The 25,698-nt window shown below is 38.4% G+C and carries 18 protein-coding genes and 1 other RNA gene; 9 read left to right on the forward strand and 10 right to left on the reverse strand.

Features of this window, described 5'->3' with window-relative positions; translation table 11 throughout:
* Nucleotides 1–201: 201 nt before the first annotated feature.
* On the forward strand, nt 202–3,636 hold the full coding sequence (locus tag HMPREF9144_RS03745; RefSeq protein WP_040595557.1) for a leucine-rich repeat protein: 3,435 nt from the start codon (nt 202–204) through the stop codon (nt 3,634–3,636).
* A gap of 107 nt (nt 3,637–3,743) precedes the next feature.
* Here the strand turns inward: HMPREF9144_RS03745 and HMPREF9144_RS03750 are convergent, their stop codons facing one another.
* Complete coding sequence (locus tag HMPREF9144_RS03750; protein ID WP_006044541.1) at nt 3,744–4,163, reverse strand: HU family DNA-binding protein; 420 nt, start codon at nt 4,161–4,163, stop codon at nt 3,744–3,746.
* A 608-nt stretch (nt 4,164–4,771) separates the two neighbouring features.
* On the opposite strand from HMPREF9144_RS03750, the gene HMPREF9144_RS03755 reads away from it, so the two are divergent.
* The 4 genes from HMPREF9144_RS03755 to mfd all read left to right on the forward strand — a co-directional run bounded on the left by HMPREF9144_RS03755 (nt 4,772) and on the right by mfd (nt 12,855).
* On the forward strand, nt 4,772–6,829 hold the full coding sequence (locus tag HMPREF9144_RS03755) for a protein-disulfide reductase DsbD family protein (RefSeq protein WP_040595558.1): 2,058 nt from the start codon (nt 4,772–4,774) through the stop codon (nt 6,827–6,829).
* A gap of 289 nt (nt 6,830–7,118) precedes the next feature.
* Nucleotides 7,119–7,853: a 16S rRNA (cytidine(1402)-2'-O)-methyltransferase gene (gene rsmI, locus HMPREF9144_RS03760; RefSeq protein ID WP_006044544.1), complete on the forward strand. Its 735-nt coding sequence runs from the start codon at nt 7,119–7,121 to the stop codon at nt 7,851–7,853.
* Between the two features lie 3 nt (nt 7,854–7,856).
* A complete protein-coding gene (locus HMPREF9144_RS03765; RefSeq protein WP_006044545.1) occupies nt 7,857–8,768 on the forward strand; it encodes a Cbp1 family collagen-binding glycoprotein adhesin in 912 nt (303 codons plus the stop codon).
* A 625-nt stretch (nt 8,769–9,393) separates the two neighbouring features.
* Nucleotides 9,394–12,855 (forward strand): transcription-repair coupling factor, encoded by a 3,462-nt coding sequence (mfd, locus tag HMPREF9144_RS03770; protein WP_006044547.1) that lies wholly within the window; start codon nt 9,394–9,396, stop codon nt 12,853–12,855.
* A gap of 80 nt (nt 12,856–12,935) precedes the next feature.
* Here the strand turns inward: mfd and HMPREF9144_RS03775 are convergent, their stop codons facing one another.
* Nucleotides 12,936–13,433: a hypothetical protein gene (locus tag HMPREF9144_RS03775; RefSeq protein WP_006044548.1), complete on the reverse strand. Its 498-nt coding sequence runs from the start codon at nt 13,431–13,433 to the stop codon at nt 12,936–12,938.
* A 391-nt stretch (nt 13,434–13,824) separates the two neighbouring features.
* Between HMPREF9144_RS03775 and HMPREF9144_RS03780 the strand changes: the two genes are divergently transcribed.
* On the forward strand, nt 13,825–14,280 hold the full coding sequence (locus tag HMPREF9144_RS03780) for a DUF6078 family protein (protein ID WP_006044549.1): 456 nt from the start codon (nt 13,825–13,827) through the stop codon (nt 14,278–14,280).
* A gap of 474 nt (nt 14,281–14,754) precedes the next feature.
* On the opposite strand, the gene ssrA is transcribed toward HMPREF9144_RS03780, so the two are convergent.
* From ssrA to HMPREF9144_RS03800, 5 genes are all read right to left on the reverse strand, one after another.
* Nucleotides 14,755–15,155: a transfer-messenger RNA gene (ssrA, locus tag HMPREF9144_RS12840) on the reverse strand.
* Nucleotides 15,156–15,342: 187 nt separating this feature from the next.
* Nucleotides 15,343–16,704, reverse strand: coding sequence for a dipeptidase (locus tag HMPREF9144_RS03785; RefSeq protein WP_040595559.1), 1,362 nt, complete (start codon nt 16,702–16,704; stop codon nt 15,343–15,345).
* A gap of 398 nt (nt 16,705–17,102) precedes the next feature.
* Nucleotides 17,103–17,813 carry a UMP kinase gene (gene pyrH / locus HMPREF9144_RS03790; protein WP_006044551.1) on the reverse strand — a complete coding sequence of 237 codons (711 nt, stop codon included), beginning with the start codon at nt 17,811–17,813 and terminating at the stop codon, nt 17,103–17,105.
* A complete protein-coding gene (locus HMPREF9144_RS03795) occupies nt 17,800–18,588 on the reverse strand; it encodes a biotin--[acetyl-CoA-carboxylase] ligase (protein WP_040595560.1) in 789 nt (262 codons plus the stop codon). The genes pyrH and HMPREF9144_RS03795 overlap by 14 nt, the downstream gene beginning before the upstream one ends.
* Nucleotides 18,589–18,626: 38 nt before the next feature.
* The gene (locus tag HMPREF9144_RS03800) at nt 18,627–18,989 is read right to left on the reverse strand and encodes a YraN family protein (protein ID WP_040595561.1); all 363 of its coding nucleotides are present in this window, start codon (nt 18,987–18,989) and stop codon (nt 18,627–18,629) included.
* A gap of 132 nt (nt 18,990–19,121) precedes the next feature.
* Here HMPREF9144_RS03800 and HMPREF9144_RS03805 point away from each other — a divergent pair, with 132 nt between their 5' ends.
* Nucleotides 19,122–19,574, forward strand: a complete 453-nt coding sequence (locus HMPREF9144_RS03805; protein ID WP_006044554.1) for a nucleoside deaminase — start codon at nt 19,122–19,124, stop codon at nt 19,572–19,574.
* A gap of 237 nt (nt 19,575–19,811) precedes the next feature.
* Here HMPREF9144_RS03805 and HMPREF9144_RS03810 read toward each other — a convergent pair whose 3' ends face one another.
* The 3 genes from HMPREF9144_RS03810 to mtaB all read right to left on the reverse strand — a co-directional run bounded on the left by HMPREF9144_RS03810 (nt 19,812) and on the right by mtaB (nt 23,100).
* Nucleotides 19,812–20,615, reverse strand: coding sequence for a gliding motility protein GldB-related protein (locus HMPREF9144_RS03810; RefSeq protein ID WP_006044555.1), 804 nt, complete (start codon nt 20,613–20,615; stop codon nt 19,812–19,814).
* Nucleotides 20,616–20,761: 146 nt separating this feature from the next.
* Nucleotides 20,762–21,763: a glycosyltransferase family 2 protein gene (locus HMPREF9144_RS03815; protein ID WP_006044556.1), complete on the reverse strand. Its 1,002-nt coding sequence runs from the start codon at nt 21,761–21,763 to the stop codon at nt 20,762–20,764.
* Nucleotides 21,760–23,100: a tRNA (N(6)-L-threonylcarbamoyladenosine(37)-C(2))-methylthiotransferase MtaB gene (gene mtaB, locus HMPREF9144_RS03820; protein WP_040595379.1), complete on the reverse strand. Its 1,341-nt coding sequence runs from the start codon at nt 23,098–23,100 to the stop codon at nt 21,760–21,762. Before mtaB ends, HMPREF9144_RS03815 begins: the two co-directional genes overlap by 4 nt.
* A gap of 667 nt (nt 23,101–23,767) precedes the next feature.
* Here mtaB and HMPREF9144_RS03830 point away from each other — a divergent pair.
* Complete coding sequence (locus HMPREF9144_RS03830; protein WP_006044559.1) at nt 23,768–23,950, forward strand: hypothetical protein; 183 nt, start codon at nt 23,768–23,770, stop codon at nt 23,948–23,950.
* Nucleotides 23,951–23,970: 20 nt separating this feature from the next.
* Nucleotides 23,971–25,695, forward strand: coding sequence for a hypothetical protein (locus HMPREF9144_RS12655; protein ID WP_006044560.1), 1,725 nt, complete (start codon nt 23,971–23,973; stop codon nt 25,693–25,695).
* The last annotated feature ends 3 nt before the right edge of the window (nt 25,696–25,698 follow it).

Genomic DNA, 25,698 nt, shown 5'->3' on the forward strand with positions numbered 1-25,698 from the left:
GGTTGTTTTGCAATAATTATTAATTTCTTAGATATTCTTCTGCAATCTACTATATATAATATAATAAGGTGTAAATAGAATATGTGTATAGCTTGTTTTATTAGTTCGAATATTTTGTTTATTGCACAATTTGCTTTAACTTTGCCCAGTAGTAATAACCTTAGTGTTCTGAAACAAGAACAACTTATAACTAAAGACTGTATGAAAAAGTATATGAAACAAATGCTATTAGTAGCTATTTTTATGCTATTAGGCTCGTTGAACGTTATGCGAGCAGAACACAATCAGCCTAATACCCCTTGTGTGAAGATGCACTTTGCGGGTAAGATTGGTAGTAAATATGCACTCTTAATTATGGGTGCAGAAGAGGGAGAGTATACGCTTAATTGGGGCGATGGCAACTCTCACAAGGGAAAACTCAACAAAACTGCCACACGAATACAGGGAAACATCGAAACACAAGACCTTACTATTTATGGCAACATTGCAGTGTTAGAGTGTTCCAACAACCAACTAACAACGCTTGACGTTACGAAACTGCCTATGCTAACGCACCTTATTTCGCGAAAGAATTTTGTAAGAGACTTGGACGTATCGGACAATCCAGAACTGAAACTTCTATACGTGCAAGACTCTCCGTTAGAAAAACTCGACCTAACACATAATTCTAAGATAGATAGCCTTATTCTTACCAATAACCGACTTAAGGAACTGACGCTTGCATCGCACCCTACATTGGAATTATTAATGTGCACATCTAACGCGCAACTAAAACACTTGAACCTAAAGAACTGTCCTAAACTAAAGCATCTTGACGCCTTGCAGACGCTTGTGGACGAATACGATTTGAGCAAGAATAGCGAATTGAGGTATGTAGCCGTAGGATTAGGACGGCCATTGCGCACACTCTCACTACCAACAAACAACAAGATTGACACGTTGATGGTGCCTGCTGCTGGACTAAAGGCAATAGATTTATCGCAAACAAAACAACTGAAGCTGTTAGGAATAGACAACAACTACGAGCTTTCTCAACTCGACCTAACGGGAATGACACAACTTAAAGCTCTATCGTGTGAAGGCAACGCTCTTACAAGTCTGAACCTATCAGCCTGTCGAAACCTTGAATCGCTGGTGTGTAACAACAATCAGCTAACTACACTCGACGTCAGCGGACTGAATAAATTGGAAACACTTACCTGTTTTTCTAACAACCTTGCCACACTGAGCCTAACAGGCTGTACAAGTATGAAAAACTTAGACTGCTCGGTAAATCCGAAATTAAACACGGCAGATTTTCCACATTCGCTCACTTCGCTCAATTGCAGCAGTTGCAATTTTGCACAGATAGAAACAACAAAACTACCATTGCTAAACAATCTTACTTGTGACGGCAACCAAATAGGCACGCTCAACCTGACTGCACAAACAAAGCTCTCTGCTATAAATTGTGGTAACAACAAAATTGAGCAACTCGATTTCAGCAACTGTACAAGTCTGCTCGACGTTGTCATTGCGGGCAATCCCATCAGCACTGGCATTGGTTTCGATAACTGTAAAAATCTGCGCTATGTTTCGGTGAACAACACAAAGTTAGATGCGTGTGCCCTGAATGCAATGTATCGTTCGTTGAGAGAAAAACGACCAGAGGACGACGAGAGCGATTTGCACGGCATTCTGCTATATAATGATGTGCCAGGAGCTGCCAAAGTGAGCAACACGAAGATTGCAACAGACAAGGGCTGGCTGGTTTCAGTAGTAGGCGATGGAACAGGCTGTCAGGAAGAAGTAGGCGATAGAATAAAGAAGGTAGTGGTAAGTGTGGATAAAGCAGGAGAACTTGAAGACAAGATTCCCGAGAATGTGTGGCTCGATGTTGTGGACACTCTAAAGATAGTTGGACCACTGAACAGTTACGACCTGCGTTGGGTAAGAAAGTTCTGCGGGGCTGATGAATATGGTGCGCTGATACCCACAACGCTGAAAAGAATAGACCTATCCGAAGTTTCCTTTGTATCTACAGGCGACACATCGGATAGCTATTACATCTTTACCGACGATATGGGGAAGGACAGAAAGTATTTTGTTGATGGAACAAAACCCACCTTGCTGCCCGAAAAGTTATTCTTTAAGTGTTGCAGCATAGAGTCGGTGGTGCTTCCAAAACATATTCGAGAAATAGGCATTGGTGCATTCTTTAAATGCGTCAGTATGAAAGAAGTTGTAATTCCAGACGAAGTTACCGAGATACAAAGCACAGCATTTGGTGTTTGCGATGCATTGGAAACCATTCAGCTGCCATCTAAACTAAAAACAATGGGCAACTACGTGTTTACCTATTGTGCTAAGCTAAAGGAAGTGGCAATACCCGATGGCGTAACAAAGATAAACAAGCGCACATTCGACCAAACACCCATGCTAAAGAAGCTAACGCTGCCAAAATCGCTCCAAGACTTGGCAATTGAAGCTTTCTTTGGTGCAAACGGACTGGAACAGATTCAAATTCCTGAAGGCATCACCACCTTGCCCGAAGGTGCTTTTGGTATGTGCGAGGCACTGAAGAAAGCAGAACTGCCCGCATCGCTCACAAAGATAGACAAGAATGCTTTTCAAGATTGCCACAACTTAGAAACTATAGAACTGAAAGAAGGGCTAAAACACATTGCTGTATATGCGTTTCAGAACTGTAAGAAACTACACAACGTTACGCTTCCAAATTCATTGGAAATCATTGAAAACGAAGCATTCCTGAATTGCAACGATATGGCAGGACTAAAGTTAGGAAGCGGATTGAAAACGATTGGCGAGAAAGCATTCTTCCACAATCACGGCATAGAATCGCTCGAAATACCTACGGCGACAGAGATGATAGACTACGCTGCCTTTGCCGAATGTCTCGGACTGAAGCGAGTGGCGTTAGGTATGTCGGCTGCCAAACTTATAGACAATCCGTTCCTTGGTTGCGCTGCCCTCCAATTGTTCGAAGTTGATGCCAACAACGAAAAGTATGCTGTAGAGAATGGTGTACTTTACAACAAGAATTACACAACGCTCTACATTTATCCAAATGGAAAGAACGACAAGAACTTTACGATGAATGTCAGCACAAAGAAGATTGCCGACTTTGCCTTCTGGTACTGCAAAAATATTGAGAAACTAGAGTTTTCGCCAGCTTTCAACGAGTTCGGATACAGAGCATTCTGTGGCTGCAGCGGTTTAAACAGCTTAACAGTTAAGAACATTAAACCAGTAGAGAACACCTACACAGACGATGTGTTCGAAGGTGTAAAACACGAAACGTGTACGCTAATTGTACCAGTAGGAAGCAAGCAGGCTTACAGCACCTCGCGCACTTGGAAAGAGTTTAACATTGTTGAAGCCACGCCAGATGCCGTAGAGGCTGTGAACAGCGAAACACCAACCGTGCAGAACAACGAAAACAGCATAGTTCTATCGAACGTATCGCACCACTTCAATACAGTTGCACTCTACAACCTTACTGGCTGCAAACTTGCCGAAGTTGCAATACATTCAGGCAATGCCCGAATAGATGCAACCAGCATACCTTCAGGAGTCTACGTTCTTACTCTCTGTGGAGCTAAGCGCAGTTGTTCGTTGAAACTTATTCGACCATAACCGCCACATTATATTCTACACAAAGTATGCCGTCCCGATACTTCTAGACGGCATACTTTGTGTTTGTAGGCATCATAGTATATACGAAACCCATCAAACTCGGTTCCCTACAGCTTACCTTTCTTCTCCGACTTACTCACTTGTTCGTACGACACATCGTTCAACGTGAAATATTTAGCCGATGGCGAAAGCTTTACCACAGCTTTCTCTATATGCACATTGGGCTTAAACTTCTCGCCCTTAGGCACCGCTTTACTTTTAAATGATGGTTTAAGTGTACCCAAATCGCCAAATTCCACAATGTCGCCACTTGCAACAATCTCGCGTGCTATCTCTGTTGAATAGCTTAAAACAGCCGCCACTTCTTGGCGGGTGAATGTGGTAGCACGAGCCACTTGTGCACAAAAGTTTTCAAAATCAACCCGACGACGATTCGTAGGCTGTGCAATCTGCATAATCTGTTTGCCTTTCGGACCAACATTTAGTTTACGCTCTACCAAAATGTAACTCAATGATTTTCCTGCCATAAGTTAGTAATAACTCCTCCCTTATTCTGTCTTTCCGAAGCCGAAGGAATTAGTCTTCAGAAGCCTTTTTACTACATTAACAGCACAAAGATACTTAATTCCTTCGGTTTTTACAATAGATAGAACTAAAAAAACTTATAAGCTATAAATAAAAAGCTTATAAGTTATTATCAAAAAGCTTATAAGCTATTCGCAAAAAGCTTATAAGCTATTTACAGAAAGCTTATAAGCTTTCTATCAAAAACTTATAAGTAATTGGTAATAAGCTAATAAGAAGTTGCTAATAAACTAATAAGGAACAATGAAGTTATTAATAGTAATTGCTTGAAAACACACTGAATAGGCATTGTTTAGTTCGTAATGTTTTATGCGTTGAGCCATTCAGCTCGTCGGTTTCACCTTATTATATATACTCTTTAACACCACCGTAATACGGGCTTCACAGCATTTACAAGGCGAAAAAACAACAGTAAGAAAGCACAAATATAACATAATGATTTTGTTTTTAAAAAAATAACATTACCTTTGCAAACAGTAATCTTTCCATTCTCAAACAACATCAAATGAAAACAGAACAAAATAGCAACAATTTAAATAAGCTAACAACAATGAAATCTAAGATTCTTTTAGCCTTGTTTGCGTTATTCAGTCTTACAACAATGGCGCAAACCCCAGTACGCTTTAGTGTACAACAAAAGAAAGTATCGCCAACAGAGGTAGATGTTATTTTTACAGGTAAAATCGATGCAGGTTGGCACGTATATTCAACAGGACTACCATCTGGCGGACCAACATCAGCAGCACTCACCACAGAAAAAGCTGAAGGCGCACAGCCAATGGGTAAGCTAACACCACGTGGTAAAGAAATAAACGTATTCGACAAAGTGTTCGAAATGAAACTACGCTACTTCGAACACAGTGTAAGCTTCGTACAGAAATATAAAATAACAGGCAAAACTTATAAGATAGCAGGCTATATGGAATATGGCGCATGCAACGACGAAATGTGTATGCCACCTTCTTCAGTAGAGTTTAGCTATTCAGGCAACGGACCAGCCGATGCACCAGCAGCAACAGAAAACACAGCAGCCAAAGAGGGAGAAAACGAAATAGGCGAAGTGGCAGCTGCACCAGGTGCAACCACAGATACAGCAAAGACAGCCGAATTGGGCGGAACAATGCCAGGCGACTCTGTGCAATCAGCAGGAACAAGTGCAGCAACAGCTTCAGAACTTTGGCAACCCGTAATTAAAGAACTGAAAGCGTTTAGCGCAGAAAAAGACAACAACGACAAGTCGTTATTGGGAATCTTTCTTATGGGTATCGTAGGAGGTTTCATAGCCTTGCTAACACCTTGCGTATGGCCTATTATTCCAATGACAGTAAGCTTCTTCCTAAAACGTGCTAAAGACGACAAGAAGAAAGGTATTCGCGACGCCGTAACCTACGGAATCTCAATCATCGTAATCTATATGGGCTTGGCAGCTGTTATAACAGCCCTGTTCGGTCCGCAGAAACTGAACGAACTCGCAACAAACGCACCGTTCAACATCTTCTTCTTCCTAATGTTGGTAGTATTCGCATTGAGTTTCTTCGGCTGGTTCGAACTCCGTTTGCCAGCATCGTGGGGAAATGCAATCGACAACAAGGCAGCAGCAACAACAGGCTTGCTTTCCATCTTCCTGATGGCATTCACACTTTCTTTGGTGTCATTCTCTTGTACAGCACCGGTAGTAGGACTTCTTCTTGTACAAGCAGCCACAAGTGGCGACTGGGTAGCACCAGCAATAGGTATGTTTGGTTTTGCATTTGCATTAGCCTTGCCTTTCACACTGTTTGCATTGTTCCCAACATGGCTGAAGCAAGCACCTAAATCAGGTTCATGGATGAATATGATTAAGGTAGTATTAGGCTTCATAGAATTAGCATTCGCTTTCAAGTTCCTATCAGTTGCCGACCTTGCATACGGCTGGCGTATACTCGACAGAGAAACATTCCTCGCAATATGGATTGTTATCTTTGGAATAATGGGACTCTACCTCATTGGTAAAGTTAAATTCCCACACGACGACCAAACACAAACAGCTATGCCAGTACCTGCAATTATGCTTGGTATGATATCTTTAGCCTTCACAGTATATATGGTTCCAGGTCTTTGGGGTGCACCTTTGAAAGCTGTTAGTGCATTTGCACCACCTATTTACACACAAGACTTCAACTTGCACCATCAAGAAGTAGAACCAAAATACAAAGATTACGAAGAAGGTATGCGTGCTGCTGCACAAGCAGGAAAGCCAGTCTTGCTCGACTTTACAGGATTTGGTTGTGTAAACTGTCGTAAGATGGAAGGTGCAGTGTGGACAAACGCAGAAGTTGCAGAGAAACTTAACAACGACTACATATTGATTTCGCTCTACGTAGACGATAAAACTCCGCTGAAAGAACCTATTAAAGTAAAACGTCCCGATGGAACAACACGTACATTACGTACAGTCGGCGATAAATGGAGTTATTTGGAAGAATCTAAATTCGGATATCTGGCACAACCATTCTATGTAACGGTAGACAATCATGGAAAACCACTTAGTGGTAGCTTCGTTTACAAAGAAGACATTCCTGGTTATCTCGACTTCCTAAATAAAGGTATTGAAAACTATAAGAAGTAAAATACATTAGGAAACATATCCTATCATTATAACTTAATAAGGTAACACACACAACCTTATTAGTAAAAGCAATAAGAGTTAGTAAAAACAATAAGACCAACAAGGTTTAGTTCTCAGAACAAACACTTGTTGGTCTTTTTCTATCCAAAACATTCATTCTTTATACATTATATCTTATGTTCTAAAACAGTGTTTTATTTGTTTTTATATGAATATGAAATAAAACTACATGTAAAAAATCCTAATTAATTTTGACATTCAATACTTTTCATTTACATTTGCATCACTTATGGGAATTTTATATCTTGTACCAACACCAGTAGGGAATATGGAAGACATGACATTTCGTGCCATTCGTATTCTTAAGGAAGCAGATTTAATACTCTGTGAAGATACTCGTACGTCGAGTAACTTGTTGAAACATTTCGATATAAAAAACCATTTAATATCCCATCACAAATATAACGAACACGGAACAGCTGCAAAAATAGTAGACAGATTAAAAGCTGGCGAAACAATTGCGCTTATATCAGATGCAGGTACGCCTGGAATTAGCGACCCAGGTTTCTATTTGGCTCGTGAAGCTATTGCAGCTGGCATTATAGTTCAAACACTTCCAGGTGCTACTGCCCTAATTCCTGCCATTGTATCGAGTGGTTTTCCGTGCGACCGATTTTGTTTCGAAGGTTTCTTGCCACAAAAAAAAGGACGTAAAACGCAAATAGAAAGTCTTGCCAACGAATCTCGTACAATGATATTTTACGAATCTCCTTATCGTATCGTAAAAACATTGGAACAATTCATAGAAGTATTTGGTGATAGTCGTATGGTTAGTTGTTGTCGCGAAATATCTAAGGTGTACGAAGAAAGTGTTCGTGGAACTTTAGCTCAAGTGCTTGCACATTTCAAAGAAACTACACCCAAAGGCGAGTTTGTTATAGTGTTGGCGGGAAAAGAAAAAGAGAAGAAACGAAAGGATATAAACGAAGAGCAACACTCTTCGAAGTATAATGAAAATAGATAGAATATGAAAAAGCTATTAATTTATGCAGCTTGCGGTGCTATAGCACTTGCTTCTTGCAAACAAGAAAAGTCTACACTTAATCCAGCAGAAATTCAAAACGATTCTTTGCGTGCTATTATTAATGCTCGTGATAATGAAGTAAACGATATGATGGCTACGCTTAATCAGATTCAACAAGGATTTGCTGAGATTAATGCAGCAGAAAATAGAGTTACTTTAGCGAAAGAAGGAGAAAAAGGAGATAAAACTGCACAGATAAGAGAGAATATACAATTTATTGCTCAACGTATGCAGGAAAATCGCGATTTGATAAAGAAACTCCAAAAACAACTACAAGAAACTGGATTTAAGGGTGAAGAAATGAAAAAGACCCTTACGCAGATGACTGCACAATTAGCACAAAAGGATAATGAACTTAAAGCACTTCGTGCGGAACTAGCTTCTAAAAATATCCACATTAAGGAACTCGACCAGACTATTACTGGCTTGAACAGCGATGTTTCTAACTTAAAAGCAGATAAAGAAAACCTGACTACTGCAAAGCAAAACTTAGAAACAGAAAAGGCAAACTTACAGACTGAGTCGAACCAAAAGAGCGAAACTATCTCTTCGCAAGATGTACAACTAAATACGGGTTGGTATGTTTTTGGTACGAAGAAGGAGCTTAAAGACCAAAAAATTCTCTCTGGTGGAAAGGTTTTACAAGGCAGTTTCAACAAAAACTATTTCACAAAGATAGATATTCGTTCTACACGCGAAGTTAAATTGTACAGTAAGAGTGCTACTATTCTTACAGCTCACCCAAGCAACAGCTATTCTCTTACGAAAGATGCAGCAGGACAGTATATTCTTCGCATTAACGATCCTCAAACTTTCTGGAGTACAAGCAAATATCTTGTAGTACAAGTAAAATAGAAATATAAACTTATTAAGTAGGGAGGTGAACACATTCACAGTTGTTTACCTCCTTTTTTATATATACTGTTTTTATCTCCATTGCACGTTTTCTTTAATAGAATACAGCTTTTTATATCTTCTATTGCAATCCTAAGTGGTTATTCTTTATTTTACACTTATTTACTGCCTTTATATTCTTGTTTTTATAAAAATATACGCATTACTTACTGATTCTTTTGGTATTATTTTAAGAAATCAAAACGGAGAATATATCGAAGTTCTTGAAATGGAATTAGATTGAGTGTGGAATATAATTATAAAAATAAAAAACATAATTATAAATTCAGAAGTTCTAATTATATTTTTAATAAAATCTAATTATGTTTTCTCCATTAGTTATATTCTCCCTCTCGAAAGGTTTTACTTTCTATTTGAAAAGTAGTGCTTTGTTCTTCCTAATAATCAAAAGAACATAAGCTTTATATAAGTCCCATTTTTAGAAGTTTGCCATTATCCATTGTCATTCTACAACCATTTCCACAACTTTCTTACATAAACTCCAGTCTATATTTAAGGCAAAAGTTGTATCTTTGTACTTCAAAAAAAGTAAAATCTAACAGTTTGTTGAAACGCAATAATTGCGATGAATATACAAGACATACAGAAATTATATGGGGTATTGCCTCAAGGCAATGCTTTGATAAAAACAATGGAGGAAAAGTCGGTACGAACCATTTTTCTTCAAGGATTATTGGCTTCTGCCACACCAATGTTTTTTGCTTCAATAGTAAAAAGATGGCAGAAAACAGTACTGTTTGTGCTGAACGATAACGACGAAGCGGGCTATTTCTATAATGATTTAAAGACAATAGCAATGCCCGACAATGCAAACGAACAAACTGCTGAAGTTTTATTCTTTCCTTCCTCTTATCGTAGAGCAGTAAAATATGGTCAACGCGATGCCGGAAACGAGATATTACGTACTGAAGTTTTGTCGCATTTGTCTGTTATTAACGAAGAGAAAACTACATCTTCGTTGCCTCTTTGTATTGTTACTGAACCTTCGGCATTGGCAGAATTGGTGGTTGCCAAACATAAATTAGACGAACATACTTTGTCTATAAGCGTCGGACAGACGATAGACCTAACAGAAACAGAGAAAACTTTACGCTCTTATGGCTTCCAACAAGTAGATTATGTGTATGAACCAGGTCAGTTTGCCGTGCGTGGTAGCATTCTTGATGTCTATTCTTTTTCGAGCGAATTACCATATCGTATCGATTTTTTCGGTAATGATGTAGACACAATTCGTACATTCGAGGTGGAAACACAGTTATCGAAAGATAAAAAAGAAAAGGTAGAAGTTGTACCAGAATTGGCAACATTGAGCGAAGAGAAAATACCCTTTTTGCAGTTTCTTCCAAAAAATTCGGTTCTCGTAATGAAAGATTTGTTGTATATTCATGACACAATTGAGCGTATTTACAACGAAGGCTTCACTGCACAAGCACTTACCGAACAACTTGAAGGCAAAACAGAGATAGAACAAAACGAGTTGAGAAAACAACTGCAGGCAAATATTCAACTTGTAACAGCACAACAATTTGCTGATGATGCTCTAAATTTTAAGCGAATTGAATTTGGAGCAAAGCATGTAAACGAAGAAGCTATTATACATTTTAATATATCGCCTCAACCACTTTTCCACAAAAACTTTGAATTGCTTACGCAGTCATTGAAAGATTATCTGTTGCAAGGGTATAAACTTTATATTCTTGCAGACAGCGAAAAACAAACAACTCGTTTGCGCGATATATTCAATAGTAAAGAAATAAATAGCGAAGCCGAAACAACTTCAGTAGCAGATAGCATTCCTTTTATACCCGTTAACAGAACCATTCATGAAGGTTTTGTAGACAACGATTTGAAAGTTTGTTTTTTTACCGACCATCAAATATTCGATCGTTTCCATAAATACAGTTTAAAGTCAGATAAAGCCCGACAAGGAAAGATGGCTCTTACAATGAAAGAATTGCAAGAGATGGAACCAGGCGATTTTCTTGTTCATGTTGATTTTGGTATTGGCAAATTTGCAGGTTTAGTGCGTGTTCCTGCTGGCGAATCTTATCAGGAAATGATACGTTTGGTGTATCAGCACAACGATATTGTTGACGTTTCTATCCATTCGCTTTACAAAATTAGTAAGTATCGCCGTGCAGATAGTGGCGATGCTGCCCCACGTCTTTCAGTTCTCGGCTCTGGAGCTTGGGATAGACTTAAGGAAAAAGCAAAGAAACGCATTAAGGATATTGCCCGCGATTTAATAAAACTATACGCTAAACGTCGGCATGAAAAAGGCTATTCTTTCTCGCCCGACTCGTATATGCAGCATGAATTGGAGGCTTCTTTCCTTTATGAAGATACACCCGATCAGCTGAAAGCAACGCAAGACTTGAAGCAAGATATGGAAAGTTCTCGTCCAATGGATAGATTAGTTTGTGGAGACGTAGGTTTTGGCAAGACAGAAGTTGCAGTGCGCGCTGCTTTTAAAGCTGCAACCGATGGAAAACAAGTGGCAGTGCTCGTTCCAACTACAGTACTCGCATTCCAACATTATCAAACTTTCAAGAAGAGACTGAAGGATATGCCTGTTACGGTAGACTATCTTTCGCGAGCAAGAACAGCTAAACAAACCAAACAAGTATTGGCAGATTTAGCAGAAGGGAAGATAGATATTCTTGTGGGAACGCATAAGCTGATAAGCAAAAATGTGAAATGGAAAGATATTGGCTTGTTAATCATTGATGAAGAGCAGAAATTTGGTGTTTCTACAAAAGAAAAACTGCGCCAACTGAAAAGTAATATCGACACACTTACTATGTCGGCAACTCCTATTCCTCGTACTTTACAATTCTCTTTAATGGGAGCAAGAGATATGAGTATTATGCGAACTCCACCGCCCAACCGTTATCCTATTCAAACAGAAATTGCAACTTTCTCGGCAGAAGTAATTGCAGATGCAATAAACTTTGAAATGAGTCGCAACGGACAAGTATTTTTTGTGAACGACCGAATAGCAAACTTGCCAGAATTAGCAAGTCTTATCAAGAAAAATGTGCCCGATTGTCGTGTAGCAATAGGACATGGGCAGATGAAACCCGAAGAGTTGGAAGAAATTATTATTGGTTTTATGAACCACGATTACGATGTGTTGCTTTCAACAACCATTGTCGAAAACGGTATCGATATATCAAACGCCAATACCATCATAATAAACGATGCACATAAGTTCGGACTTTCAGACCTTCACCAAATGAGAGGACGCGTGGGACGTTCTAATAAAAAAGCATTCTGTTATTTACTTGCACCGCCATTGGCAGCTTTAAATCCAGATGCACGCCGTCGTTTGGAGGCTTTGGAAACATTCTCCGACCTTGGTAGTGGTTTCAGTTTGGCAATGCAAGACCTCGATATTCGTGGCGCAGGCAATCTTCTTGGAGCTGAACAAAGTGGATTTATGGAAGATTTAGGCTACGAAACATATCAGAAAATATTGAATCAGGCTGTAACCGAACTTAAGAACGATGAGTTTCAAGACCTTTATACGGAGGAAATGGCAGAAGGAAAACAGCTCTCTGGCGATGATTTTGTAGACGATTGTGCCGTAGAAAGCGACCTCGAAATGTATTTCCCCGATACGTATGTACCTGGAAGTTCAGAACGAATGTTACTTTATCGCGAACTCGATAACATTGAAAACGATGTACAATTAGACGCCTATCGCAAACGATTGGAAGACCGTTTCGGACCAATTCCACGTCAAGGAATAGAATTAATGCAAGTAGTTTCGCTCCGCCGATTGGGTAAACACCTTGGTTGCGAAAAGCTAATTTTGAAACAAAGCACCTTGCAAATGCAATTTGTTTCCAATCTAAACAGTGCATACTATAAGAGTAACGCCTTCGGAAAATGTATCGATTATATTGCTGCAAACCCTCGCCGTTGCAACATTAAAGAAAAAAACGGCAAACGCTCAATGATAGTTTCAAACATAAAGACAGTTGGCGACGCCGTGTTCGTGCTAAGAGAAATAGACAAAGGCTAAATTTATCCAATAGATCCCTTCTAAAGGTAAAGCCGCATATCTAAAACTGTTGAGCAGATATGCGGCTTTATTCTTTTTATTTATTCGGCTGTTACACTAACAGTTGATGCAACTGTACCTTGCACCTCATAGCCTGCTGGCATCACAGCTTTTGTTCCTGGTATAAAAATACAAGGCCAAAATAAAAGACCTGTAACGACAGCTAAAGGGGTTCTATTCTTTCCTGAAATCCTAACATCTGTATTAGAGAAGAAAATCTGTTCTCCGTCAGCAAGTGTTAGTCCACTAATGTTAATGCCTAAACGCCCTTTTGTTCCTGCTAAAGAACTCTTCCTTGCTTCAGTAACCTTACCTTTTACGAGTGTTCCTCGTGGAATTGCACAACAATCATTTACATAAACGTCCTGTGAAACACGGAAATCGACAGTTTGACCTTCTTCTACTTCCCTTGCCAATACTGTATTAACAGATTGCAGTGGGACAATAGTACCAGCTTTAATTGTAACTTGTTTTCTTTGAGCAAATGTGTGTCCGATGCTCAAAAGGCAGACTGAGATTAACAAAAATACTTTTTTCATATTTTAAATTAATGGATTGGCAGTCCCAAACAACCCCATTTATCATTTCTAATGTAGAAGCGTGGAACTGTATATCCATATTCTTTGTGATAAGGTGGTAGGAATACCCTGCAAACAGAAATGAGTATAACAGCCCCACGCTATATGCGTGGAGGCCATTACGCCGTTTCTTGTTTGCTTGTGATTATAAGTTTCCTACGCTTTTATCACACAAGAAGAAGACATAACGCCTCTTTTATTTAATAAAAAAATGTGGAAGGAGGACAATCCTCAATCCATTTGCAAAATTAATTAAAAACTATTTAAAAACCAAACGAATGAAATAAAAATACGTTCGACACCGTTTTACTGGTATATTCTTTGTACTATTTTTACGACAAATCAATACATTATGGAAATAAAACGAGAAGACGTACCATACAATTACACACATTGCATAGCCACAAAACAGCAGTGTAAACGGGCTGAACAATGTTTGCGGGCACTGGCAATGAAGCTGGAACGTAGAGAAAACGACAACGAAATTATAGAAATTGTAGACCCGCGCTATATGCAAACTCGCACAGTAACGCAACCTTGCCAGTGGTTTGTAGAAGCAAAGCCGAAACGTTTTGCCAAAGGAATGCGACACATTTACGACGAAGTTCCGGCAAAGAAATTAAAACTAATGCGCGAAGAGGTGCAATATTGCTTTCCATCTCGATCGTTTTACTTTAAAGCTAGGCGAGGCGATAAGCTGATTTCGGAGAATCAGCAAGCCGAAATAGCAGAAGTATTCAAAGTCATTTGCCCAGATTTAGAGCCGAATTTCGATGAATTCATTGATAGTTTCGAGTGGAACCCCTAATGGTTTCACTCTTTTTTATGCAACGTTTACTCTCGAACACACGGTACTTTTAACAGAAAAGTATATGCTTTATAAATTGTCTCTCCATAGAAACTCACAGTTTCGTAGGTATGAAACTTATAATTCCTGCGTATAAACTCACAGTTTCGTAGGTATGAAACTAACAGTTCCTACGGAGAAACTGAATATAATGTAATAAATATATCTCCATACATACCCAAGAAATTGAGATAGAGTAAGCAAACTGCCGACTAAATAAGAGTAGAGACTACTCGAGAAAGTGTCAGATAAATTAGAATTTATGTATTTATTATCTATATTTGCGACCGATGCATAAATCTACATTTAGTAGAGATTGCTTATAACTCTCCCATCTATATACTCTCTGAATTTAAACAATATAGTTCAATTCGGTAAAAAGCAGATATAAAAACAAACAAACTATTGGTGAATTGCCAATAGTTTGTTTGTTAAAAGTGGACCTGCGGAGAGTCGAACTCCGGTCCGCACAAGGAAACCATACGCTTTCTACATGCTTATTTCAGCCTTTGGTTTTCGAGCATTGGCAAGACCTGAACCACCAACCAATGCCTTATCCTCTAAATCTTCATCTGTGCAATGAGGCTTACACAAACTATTTCCGATTTAACCTGCACCGCTTTATCCTACGATTCGGAACAACATCTTTGGAGCAGTGTCTCGTTCAACTATCTAATAGTCGAATAAAGCCAGTAATCTACTGTACTTCGATTAGGCAGCGAGAGCGTAATTATTTTCGCCAATTAATTGTTCGATAACCGAGATTTAGGAGCCAGTCATCAATGCTCCGCATGCTTACATACCATTTCGTCTTGCCGTCAAATCCATACAAGCCCAAAAAAATATTGTAAATGTGGGTGCAAAGGTATTGTAAGTTTCCGATATAACAAAACTTTAAGCTATCTTTTTAGGATATTAAGAAAGCTGTAAGGCTATAAAGTGTAATTGTTTTACAAAATATAAATAAATCCCTGTCTCAAACAATCAGATGAGACAGGGATTTTTATGTGTTAGTATTGTTTTTTACGCTTCTTTATCGTATTCCAAATGGAAGTTGATAACGGCTTCTATGCCTTTCTTCCAAAGGTCTACTGGCATATTTTCGTTTGGAGAGTGTATTGCGTTCGACTCTAAACCAAAGCCCATTAGCACACTCTTTGTGCCGAGTAACTTCTCGAATGTAGAGATGATAGGAATACTTCCACCTATGCGAACTGGCAATGGACGCTTACCAAATACTTTTTCAAATCCACGTTCAGCAGCTTTATAAGCAGGGAAGTCGATAGGACAAACGTAGCCATAACCACCGTGAAGCATTTCTATTTTCACGCTAACAGTATCGGGAGCCACCTTATTGAAATAGTCTACAACAAGCTGCCCAATCTTTTTATAATCTTGATGTGGTACAAGACGTGAAGATATCTTTGCGTACGCTTTTGAAGGAATTACGGTTTTTGCACCTTCGCCTTGATAACCACTCCAAAGTCCGCATACATCGAACGATGGACGATAGCCTGTACGCTCGATTGTGCTATAGCCTTCTTCGCCAAATATATTCTTTATGCCGAGCGATTTCTTATACTCTTCTTCGTTGAAAGGTATAGAAGCAACAAGTTCACGTTCCTCTTTTGATGCTTCTTCTACATCATCGTAGAATCCTGGGAAACGTATTTTTCCATCAGGACCAGTTACATCTCCTATCAACTTACAAAGAACATTTGCAGGATTAGCCACTGCACCGCCGAATGTACCAGAGTGAAGGTCGTGGTCTGGACCTGTAACTTCTATCTGCCAGTAGGCTAAACCGCGCAAACCTGTTGTTATAGATGGTACATCAGCACCAATAAGCGATGTGTCGGATACGAGAATTACATCGCACTTCAACAAATCTTTGTGTTCTTCGATGAATGGACCAAGACTACCAGAGCCTATTTCCTCTTCGCCTTCAAAGATGAATTTCATATTATGCTTTAACAAGTCGTGCTTGTTGATATATTCAAAAGCTTTAGCTTGAATGAACGATTGACCTTTATCATCGTCAGCACCACGTGCCCAGATATGACCATCTTTTATAACTGGTTCGAATGGCTCAGTTTTCCATAGTTCAAATGGTTCGGCTGGCATTACATCATAGTGGCCGTAAACCAAAACAGTTTTTGCATTTGGGTCTACTATTCTTTCTGCGTAAACCATTGGATTGCCCTTTGAAGGCATTACTTCTGCTTTGTCTACACCTGCTTTCAAAAGCAATTCTTTCCATCTTTCAGCACAGCGTACCATATCTTCCTTATGAGCTGGTTGTGCACTTACGCTTGGAATGCGTATCAGGCTAAAAAGCTCTTCGAGCATTCTAGCTTCATTTTCATCTACATATTTCTTAATCATAGTCATTGATGTTTTGAGAGATTTCTTTTTCATAGTTGCATGCCGCAAATACGAATGCAGCGCAAATATACTACTTTTTTTCTAAACACAAGTAGGAAAGGTGTATTATATTAACGACTATATAGATATTTAGTTTTAATGTGCATTCAAATGTATTAAGAATAACTTCTATATTTAATTCAACAAGTTGTGTTGAGAATGGAAGCAATTTATAATATACCAAGCAACGTTTGGTATAGCGTTAGTAGTGTAGAACTCTATTTATAATGTCTCTGAAGAATATGTATTTCTTATTATGAATTATCTCATAATAATATCCGAGCACTATAAATAGAGTTCTTATAACTATAGGACACTCATTGTGTGAATATGAGTTATACTATGTTTGCTACATTTACTTAATTGTGTACCAAGGTGCCAATATCTTCGCCATCTATAACTTTCTTTAGATTACCAACAATGTCCATATTGAAAACATAGATAGGAAGGTTATTCTCTTTGCACATAGTAGTGGCAGTAAGGTCCATAACCTTTAACCCTTTGTTGTAAATCTCATCGTAAGTAATTTCAGAGAACTTAGTAGCTGTTGGGTCTTTCTCAGGGTCTGCTGTGTACACACCATCTACACGTGTACCTTTTAACATAACATCGGCTTCAATCTCTATACCACGCAGGCTCGAACCTGTATCGGTGGTGAAGTAGGGATTGCCTGTACCAGCTGAAAATATACAAACGTATCCAGATTCGAGTGCTTCTACTGCTTTCCATTTATTGTAGAACTCGCCAATAGGTTCCATACGTATTGCCGTCATCACTTTCGATTTAACACCAAAAGCACCTAACGCCGAACTTAATGCGAGCGAATTAATAACGGTTGCACACATACCCATCTGGTCGCCTTTTACACGGTCGAAACCTTTCTGGCTACCAGTTAAGCCACGAAAGATGTTGCCTCCACCAATTACAATACCAATCTGCACACCCATATCGTGTATTTCTTTAATTTGGCGTGCATAGTCTTCAAGGCGTTCTGTATCTATGCCATATCCTTGTTTGCCCATTAAGCTTTCGCCAGAAAGCTTTAGTAGAATTCTTTTAAATCTTGCCATACTTTATTTCTTTAAATTCGTAACTTCTAATAGTTCCTTCTTTATCTCGAAGAATTAAGTGTCCATCGTCTTCCACTTCAACGATAGCTCCTTCAAACACTCCGTTTGCATCTTCGTAAGTATAAAAACCTTTCGACCGATACAATGCATCGTGATACATTGCTGCAATTGTACCATAGTTTGCACTACGAATAAGTTCGTAGTTGCGTTCAAATGCTTCAATAATATGTTGCAATAATTCTTCTCGATTAACTTCTTTTCCTAAGATTTGTTTAAGCGAAACTGGATTAGGTGCATCGCTTTTAAACTCCGTTTGGTTTACATTTAGTCCTACACCAAACACACAGTCTTTAATTCTGCCACAACTTAATTTGGTTTCTATCAGTGTACCGCTTAGTTTTTTGTCGTTCCAATATATATCGTTAGGCCATTTCAGCGTAATGCTACCATTGTTTACGTAGTGTAGCAATGCTTCTCGCAACGATAAGGCACCATATTCTGATAGTAGAAACTGACAAGCAACAGGTACTTCGGAGGGGTGTAAGAGTACAGAGAACAATAGGTTTTTGCCTGCTTCGCTTTCCCACGAGTTAGAACCTTGTCCGCGTCCGGAAGTTTGGAAGTCAGCCACAGCCACCGTCATTTGTTCAGTTTCTGTAGGCGTATAAGTTTTTAAATAGTCGTTCGTGCTACTTACCGTTTCTAACCGCACTATTTTGGTTGTCGATATCTTTTCTTTTTGAAAAGCTGCTCGTATCTTTCGAATAATGTTCATACAAGTAAAAGTATAGTTGCTGTTTTCGTTTTTCCTCATCAAATAAATGGTAGAAAGGCATCTTTAACGTGTCGTATTTCGTATTTATCGGGCATTCCAACAATGGTTATTATATCGAAACGTATTTCACGGTCTAGACAATGTCCCTTAATATATGCATTAGCTGCAATAGAAATGGAACGTATTTTCTGTGGTGTTACAGCAGTATCGGCATTGGCAAATCGTTCGTTTCTACGTGTTTTAACCTCTACAAATATGTAAACATCGTTTTCAATGGCTACTATATCTATATCGCGCTGACCATATTTCCAGTCTCTTTCTACAATTCTGTAGCCTTCGCGCATAAGATATTCGCATGCTATTTGTTCGCCCCATTTGCCGGTTTCGTTGTGTAATGCCATACTATTCGAAATGATAGGTTGTTGAAAAATAAAAGTAAACAGCTTGTCTGTTCTTATTGTGCCACAAAGGTATGGCTTTTTTCCCAATTATAAGATTAATATTGTAATTTTGCGTGCTATATATAAGAAGATATGAGTAGCGAAGAACAAATAGAAAAAGACAAGTTTTATATGGGACATGCCTTGATGTTAGCAGAAGAAGCTTTTAAGAAGGGAGAGGTTCCTGTTGGTGCTGTAATAGTGTGTCGAGATAAAATTATAGCACGAGCATACAATCTTACAGAGGCTCTGATAGATGTTACTGCCCATGCAGAGATGCAAGCCATAACGATGTCTGCTAACGAATTGGGCGGAAAATATTTGCAAGACTGTACGCTCTATGTAACGGTAGAACCTTGCGTAATGTGTGCAGGTGCATTGGGGTGGGCACAAATAAGGCGTGTTGTTTATGGTTGTAGCGACGAGAAACGTGGCTTTTCTGCCTTTGCTCCACAAGCGCTCCACAAACGAACTATTGTAACAAAAGGTGTGCGAGAAGAAGAATGTAAACTGTTGATGCAACAATTCTTTAAACAACGACGATAAACAGATAGAATAAATTGAGATATCTAATAGCAGCACGACAGATATCTGTAACGAACGTCACAGATATCTAATTTGCAAGTTAGAGATATCTAAAAAAATCAGTACATTTAAACCACTACCTTTACATTAGTGGCTGGCGGAAACAAATGGGATAAACAAGATGTAATATGTTGTGGTCTAATGGCTGACTGATGTATTGTAGAGCAAACTATATTAAACTTTATGAACACCTATTGATTACAACATCTTAAATTTAGAGAAGTCGGTAATTCTTAAAAGCTCATCGAACGATACATTATTGTGTTCTTGCATATAGTTCTCTACTGTTACAACGTATTTTGTTCGGAATATACGATGCCCTAAAGCCTGATTAACTACCCAATGAATTTTCCCTATATGAAGATCGCGCTCAAACTGTGGGCGACTATCAAAGTCTTTTAATTGGTAGACGCTCATTAAATAAAACGATAAACAATCGGAAACTATATGGTCGCGTGTCATTTGCTGCCTTTGTAATGGTGTGTAGTATTTTAGATAGAGTGGAAAGTCCTCACCTAAATATTTATCAAGCGAAATTCCTACAGTTCCATTTCCCACAACAATGCTTTGGTCTAATGCAGATATCTGCGCATAGATACGCGGCACGTCTATATTTGGCAATTTATGTTTTAAGTATTTAAAAGCAGCACTAAGTTGTTCGTTTAAGTCATCGACATTTGCATATTCCGACTCTACAGACGCAATAAGCGCTTGCAGTGTTGTATCTTGATAGAACTTTAAGAATTTAGCATTTATATCGGGGTCGGTAGCACTCCCAAGTTCTACCACATCTTCTATAAGCGTACGTGTTTCCATTGGATATTCAGTGTTCATTTGTTGCAACGCCGAGAAATCGCCTGTAGTTAGGTAACGATATTCTAAGCGATCGTAACGTTCTATTTGCACAATGTTACTATTTTCTTCCTCTTCAGAAGAAATTTTTATATGGCAGCTTGTTAGAACTATACACAATGCAAACAATATGTAATAAACTCTTCTCACTACTTCTTTTTTTTGACTAATTTAATCTGTTCTTTAACTGCAAAAGTACTTAAAAATATTTAATCGTACAACTACTCTGCTAAAAATCTTAAAATACAGCATTCGGTTTACTATCTTTACACATATTTTGTGCAATAGTTCTATGCCTATTCTTTTTCTAATTTACTGAATGTATCTTTTTTGTTTGCGTAGTATTGCCAGAGAATAGAGTAGGGGGTGCGTTTGTCTTTGTAGCCTTGTTGTTTAGTATGTTCAAACAAATTTCGCCATCTCTTAAAGTCTCGTCTTGCTTTTATAACGGCAAAGCAATCGCGCCAATTAAACTTTAATAGCAACATTTGTAGAGCCGCTATATAGTCTAATACCCATCTAACACGCATTACATATTTTAATTCTTCCTCAGGAAGATTTTTCCATAGCATTGTTAAGTTGTTACGGAAGTTAAGGAAAGTTTTTCTTGGATTCGATTTTGGTAGTGTGCCTCCGCCTTCGTGATAAACACAACTTGTTGGGAAACAAAATATCTTTCGTCCCATCAGTTGTAGTCGCCAGCATAAGTCTATTTCTTCGTTGTGTGCAAAGAAACGTTCGTCAAATCCACCTACCGACCAGTAATCTTTAGAGCGTATCATAAGACAAGCTCCTGTAGCCCAAAAAATCTCCGAATTTGTATCATATTGTCCGTTGTCTTCTTCTACATTTTCGAATATTCTTCCCCTACAATATGGGTAGCCATATTTATCCAGAAAACCACCGGCAGCTCCTGCATATTCAAAGTTATCTTTATTGTAAACAGAAAGCAATTTAGGTTGGCAAGCAGCAATAGTCTGTTTTGCGTCCATTTCTTCTATTAGTTCTGTTAGCCAGTGGTGTGTTACCTCTACATCGTTGTTTAACAATATGTAGTATTCGCTTTCTACCTGTTTTAATGCTTTATTGTAGCCTCCAGCAAAACCATAGTTCTGGTCTAACACAATGGTTCTTACCTTTGGAAATTCTTTGGCTAACCATTGTATAGAATCGTCGGTAGAAGCATTGTCGGCTACAATAATTTCAGCTTCGTCTTGCGAGTATCTAACTACCGATGGTAGATATTTCTGTAACATCGCCTTACCATTCCAATTTAAAATAACAATGGCTACTTTCATAATAGTTCTATTTTTAATGCAGATTTATCGAAGTTAAATTCGCCGAGTTGTACTCTCATAATCTGGTTGTCGTACGATTCTTTAACTTGAGCCGGCGAAAACTCTACCCGAATATAGTTTTTAGTAAATCCGTGCATTGCTTTTCCTCGTACAGCTTTCTCGAACAACACTTCTGCTTCGTGTCCTATGTGCTCTGCATAAAAATTGTGTGTCATTTGGTCAGAAAGTTGCAACAGCCTCTGTGCACGACGTTTCTTTTCCTTATTGTCTACAATATATGGTATGGAAAGAGCCGATGTGCCTGGCCGTTCAGAGTAAGGAAATACGTGGAGTTGTGTGATGGGTAACGACGAAATAAAATTGTAGCACTCATCAAACAGTTGTGGTTCTTCGCCTCTACAGCCCACCATAACATCAACACCAATAAAGGCATCTGGTGTAATTGTTTTTATAAGGTTTATTTTATGGGCAAACAGTGCTGTGTCGTAACGCCTATGCATTAGCTTTAGCACTTTGTCTGAACCACTCTGTAATGGTATATGGAAGTGCGGCATAAAAGCACGCGATTGTGCACAAAATTCTATAAGTTTATCATCAATAAGATCTGGCTCGAGCGAACTTATCCGAAAGCGTTCAATGCCTTCCACCTTGTCTAAAGCCTTCACCAAGTCTAAGAAACTTTCGCCTGTTGTTCTACCAAAGTCGCCAATATTTACACCAGTCAATACAATTTCTTTTCCTCCTTCTGCTGCTGCCTCTTCGGCTTGTTTTACGAGCGATTCTATATTAGGATTACGCGAAAACCCACGTGCAAAAGGTATGGTACAATAAGTGCAGAAGTAGTCGCAACCATCTTGAACTTTTAAGAAGTAGCGTGTGCGGTTACCTCTGGAGCAACTGGGTTGAAACTTCACAATATCTTTTGTTTTTACCGAATGGTAGCTACCTTGTTTTGCTTGTCCGTCAAAGTTGTTCCATGCATTGCTAAGATATTGTATTAAGTCTGCTTTCTCGTTACTTCCTAATACCAAGTTTACGTTTGGAATATTGGCAACTCGTTCGCTTTCTAATTGTGCGTAGCAACCTGTAACCACAATAAAAGCACCTGGGTTTTGTCTTGCCATACGGTTTATAACCTGTCTACATTTATGGTCGGCAACCTCTGTAACCGAACATGTATTTATAAGGCAAATGTCGGCTACTTCGTCCTTTTTGGCTTCTCGTACACCCATATCACGCAGCATACGAGCAAAAGTGCTAGTCTCAGAGAAATTAAGTTTGCACCCTAAGGTGTAATATTTTGCCGTTTTTCCTTGAAACGAAGATGTATCTATCATAGGTGCAAAGGTACAGTTATTCCATCGTTCTGCCAAATTCAATGTATACGTTCGTGTGTTTTATAGCTCTACTTTGGGTATCTCTTATATAATAAGGTGTAAGTATTTTTACTAATATAGAGAAAAAACAGCCTGAAACCACAGTAAACACGGCTCTCTGCCGATATTCTCTATACTTATTTTCGTGTTATTTTGATATTTTTTCTTAATTTGTTTGCAGTTTTTAATTAATATTGTTACCTTTGCCCCCAGATTAAAACAGATTTAACAAGTGATACAAATAAACCAACAAATTATAACATTGTTCTACGCCTTGTATAATAAAGGTGTAAGTGCAACTGTTTCGCTTGCAAAATTATGTTTAGGAGATATTTATTCTCAAAAGGCATCTGCTTTACTCTCAATGTTAAAGAAAGAGAATAGCGAAAGAAAGGTAGCTAAATATTTGGTAGTTCCAAATATTTGTATACTCTCTCTCTCTCTCTCTAGTAAAGCCAGGTCTAACTAAAATTCTAATTTTTTTGCGTACGCGCGCGTGAAGCGTGTCGTGCAAACTATAGTAAACAAAGGACTTTCAGAAGTTTCCTTTGTTATTTTTTTGTGTCCTTATCTAACTTTTATAAGGGCAAAATAACTCAGAATTTACAAACAAAAGTATCATAATAATATGAAGAAAAAAACAAAAAGTTTAAAGGCTTACGAAAAGCCTGAATGCAATGTCATAAGAATTGCGACAGAATATGTCTTTTGTACTTCAGTAAGACCTGATGCATCAAATTCAAGTGAAGCTGAGGATAACACGCAATGGGAAATAGGACTAGGACGCAATAATGGAGAATTTGAGGTTTAAAACAATCAAAAAATTATAAGATGAAAATGAAGATATCTTTTTTACCACTATTTTGTGTGGCATTATTAGTTTCGGCATGTAGTAACGATAATATAGAACCCAATACTCCTGCACGAATAAACGAGAAAACAGGCATAAGTTTCTCAATGACAGAAACAGATTACGAGGATACAAAGATAGATCCAACTCGAGCAGATGGGAATTCGGCAGAACCAAAGCTAATGGATTTGGGTAATGATTTTGAAGCTTGCGTAATGCAAAGCACAATAAAATCAACTACACCTAAAAAAATAGCTACACGTGCTATAACTGGACCGAAGCATTATTCTATTCGTGCTTATAAAGATGGTGTACTAAAAGGTTCTATGAAGGGAACATTTAATGGCTCTACTTTTACCCCTGATGCAGGTGCAAGCAAACAGATGTCTTTAGAACCAGGTAACTATAATTTTATTTGCTACAACGATAAGTTCCACGAAGTAGGCGACAATGTAGAATTGAGTCAAGACGATGCTAAAGAAGCTTATTTCTGTCAGAAAGAAGTTACTATTCAGAATCAAGCGCAACAGTTTGTTCCTTTTGAAATGAAACATGCATGTACTCGGTTAGCAATAACTTTAGAAATTTATGGTAAACCAGGTCCTAATGCTGTGGCAGAAATAAAACCAGTAGGTACAAATGTACCAACAAAAGTTACCTATGTAGGTGCAACAAATTCGTTTACACAGTCGCATGATGGGACAGCAAGAGGAGGTACGCTAACGTATTCAACTTTGAAAGAACCAGACAAATATGGTAATCCTGGATATGTTACTAGTGATAATTTTGTTTACTTTCTACCAGGAACAGACTGTACAGATTTACAAATGAATTTTACAAGTGGTACAATGTTTGGTAGGAGCTTGGCGAATGCAGGCTCAATTAGACTTCTAACAATAGGAAGTACTTTTCAAATGAATAAGTCGTATGACCTTTCAGTACTATTTTGGCCTAGAGTAGATTATCTTTTTAGCGATGGTACAACAGGATCAGTTGCAGCTAATCCTACTAAGGAACGTATAGGATTGGTAATTCAAAAGAAAACCTCTACTTCAAGAGGATTGGCAATGGCGTTGGATCCGATCAGTGGTAATAAATATGGAAGTTATAGCTATGGCTATAATCCTAATAATGGTATTAATATGACACATTATAATACAGTTACTACTGCCATGACAGATATGAACGGAGAACATTGGACTTATGATGCTTCTGGTACAGTAGGAGGGATAATTAAAGCAAATGACCAAAATAACTTTCCTGGTGTTTATGCTGCAGCTCACTATAACCCTGGATATACTATTACAGGTGCTAATGTCGGTCGTTGGTTTCTTCCAAGTTTAGGACAAGTTATTGCAGCATTAAATATGATGGCAAATGCTGCCGATTATCCAATCGACTGGTCTGGATATACCGATTGGGCACATTCTGAAACTGGTGTAACTGGTAAATTCAAGTATATCTGCCAAACGCCATTAGGACGTATATTTCCTTTGAGAGGTACAAATAGGAAATCAATTGGTACTGTTTTTGGGTGGTATTATGGTTATATCATTACTAATACAAATGTTGAGAGTACGTATGTGTCAGGTCGTTTCAGTAATATTGTTTATGTAGGACTCTCTAGAACTGGAGATAACGGTATATCTTTTTCGAATAATTTGTTTGACGGCGGGGGTGAAATACGACCATTTATTCATTTCTAAAAA

The organism is Prevotella pallens ATCC 700821, from assembly GCF_000220255.1.
Lineage (GTDB): Bacteria > Bacteroidota > Bacteroidia > Bacteroidales > Bacteroidaceae > Prevotella > Prevotella pallens.

Coding starts and splice junctions, on each gene's coding strand:
- HMPREF9144_RS03745 (WP_040595557.1), top strand. CDS start 202: ATGAAAAAGTATATGAAACAAATGCTATTAGTAGCTATTTTTATGCTA.
- HMPREF9144_RS03750 (WP_006044541.1), bottom strand. CDS start 4,163: ATGGCAGGAAAATCATTGAGTTACATTTTGGTAGAGCGTAAACTAAAT.
- HMPREF9144_RS03755 (WP_040595558.1), top strand. CDS start 4,772: ATGAAATCTAAGATTCTTTTAGCCTTGTTTGCGTTATTCAGTCTTACA.
- rsmI (WP_006044544.1), top strand. CDS start 7,119: ATGGGAATTTTATATCTTGTACCAACACCAGTAGGGAATATGGAAGAC.
- HMPREF9144_RS03765 (WP_006044545.1), top strand. CDS start 7,857: ATGAAAAAGCTATTAATTTATGCAGCTTGCGGTGCTATAGCACTTGCT.
- mfd (WP_006044547.1), top strand. CDS start 9,394: ATGAATATACAAGACATACAGAAATTATATGGGGTATTGCCTCAAGGC.
- HMPREF9144_RS03775 (WP_006044548.1), bottom strand. CDS start 13,433: ATGAAAAAAGTATTTTTGTTAATCTCAGTCTGCCTTTTGAGCATCGGA.
- HMPREF9144_RS03780 (WP_006044549.1), top strand. CDS start 13,825: ATGGAAATAAAACGAGAAGACGTACCATACAATTACACACATTGCATA.
- HMPREF9144_RS03785 (WP_040595559.1), bottom strand. CDS start 16,704: ATGATTAAGAAATATGTAGATGAAAATGAAGCTAGAATGCTCGAAGAG.
- pyrH (WP_006044551.1), bottom strand. CDS start 17,813: ATGGCAAGATTTAAAAGAATTCTACTAAAGCTTTCTGGCGAAAGCTTA.
- HMPREF9144_RS03795 (WP_040595560.1), bottom strand. CDS start 18,588: ATGAACATTATTCGAAAGATACGAGCAGCTTTTCAAAAAGAAAAGATA.
- HMPREF9144_RS03800 (WP_040595561.1), bottom strand. CDS start 18,989: ATGGCATTACACAACGAAACCGGCAAATGGGGCGAACAAATAGCATGC.
- HMPREF9144_RS03805 (WP_006044554.1), top strand. CDS start 19,122: ATGAGTAGCGAAGAACAAATAGAAAAAGACAAGTTTTATATGGGACAT.
- HMPREF9144_RS03815 (WP_006044556.1), bottom strand. CDS start 21,763: ATGAAAGTAGCCATTGTTATTTTAAATTGGAATGGTAAGGCGATGTTA.
- mtaB (WP_040595379.1), bottom strand. CDS start 23,100: ATGATAGATACATCTTCGTTTCAAGGAAAAACGGCAAAATATTACACC.
- HMPREF9144_RS03830 (WP_006044559.1), top strand. CDS start 23,768: ATGAAGAAAAAAACAAAAAGTTTAAAGGCTTACGAAAAGCCTGAATGC.
- HMPREF9144_RS12655 (WP_006044560.1), top strand. CDS start 23,971: ATGAAAATGAAGATATCTTTTTTACCACTATTTTGTGTGGCATTATTA.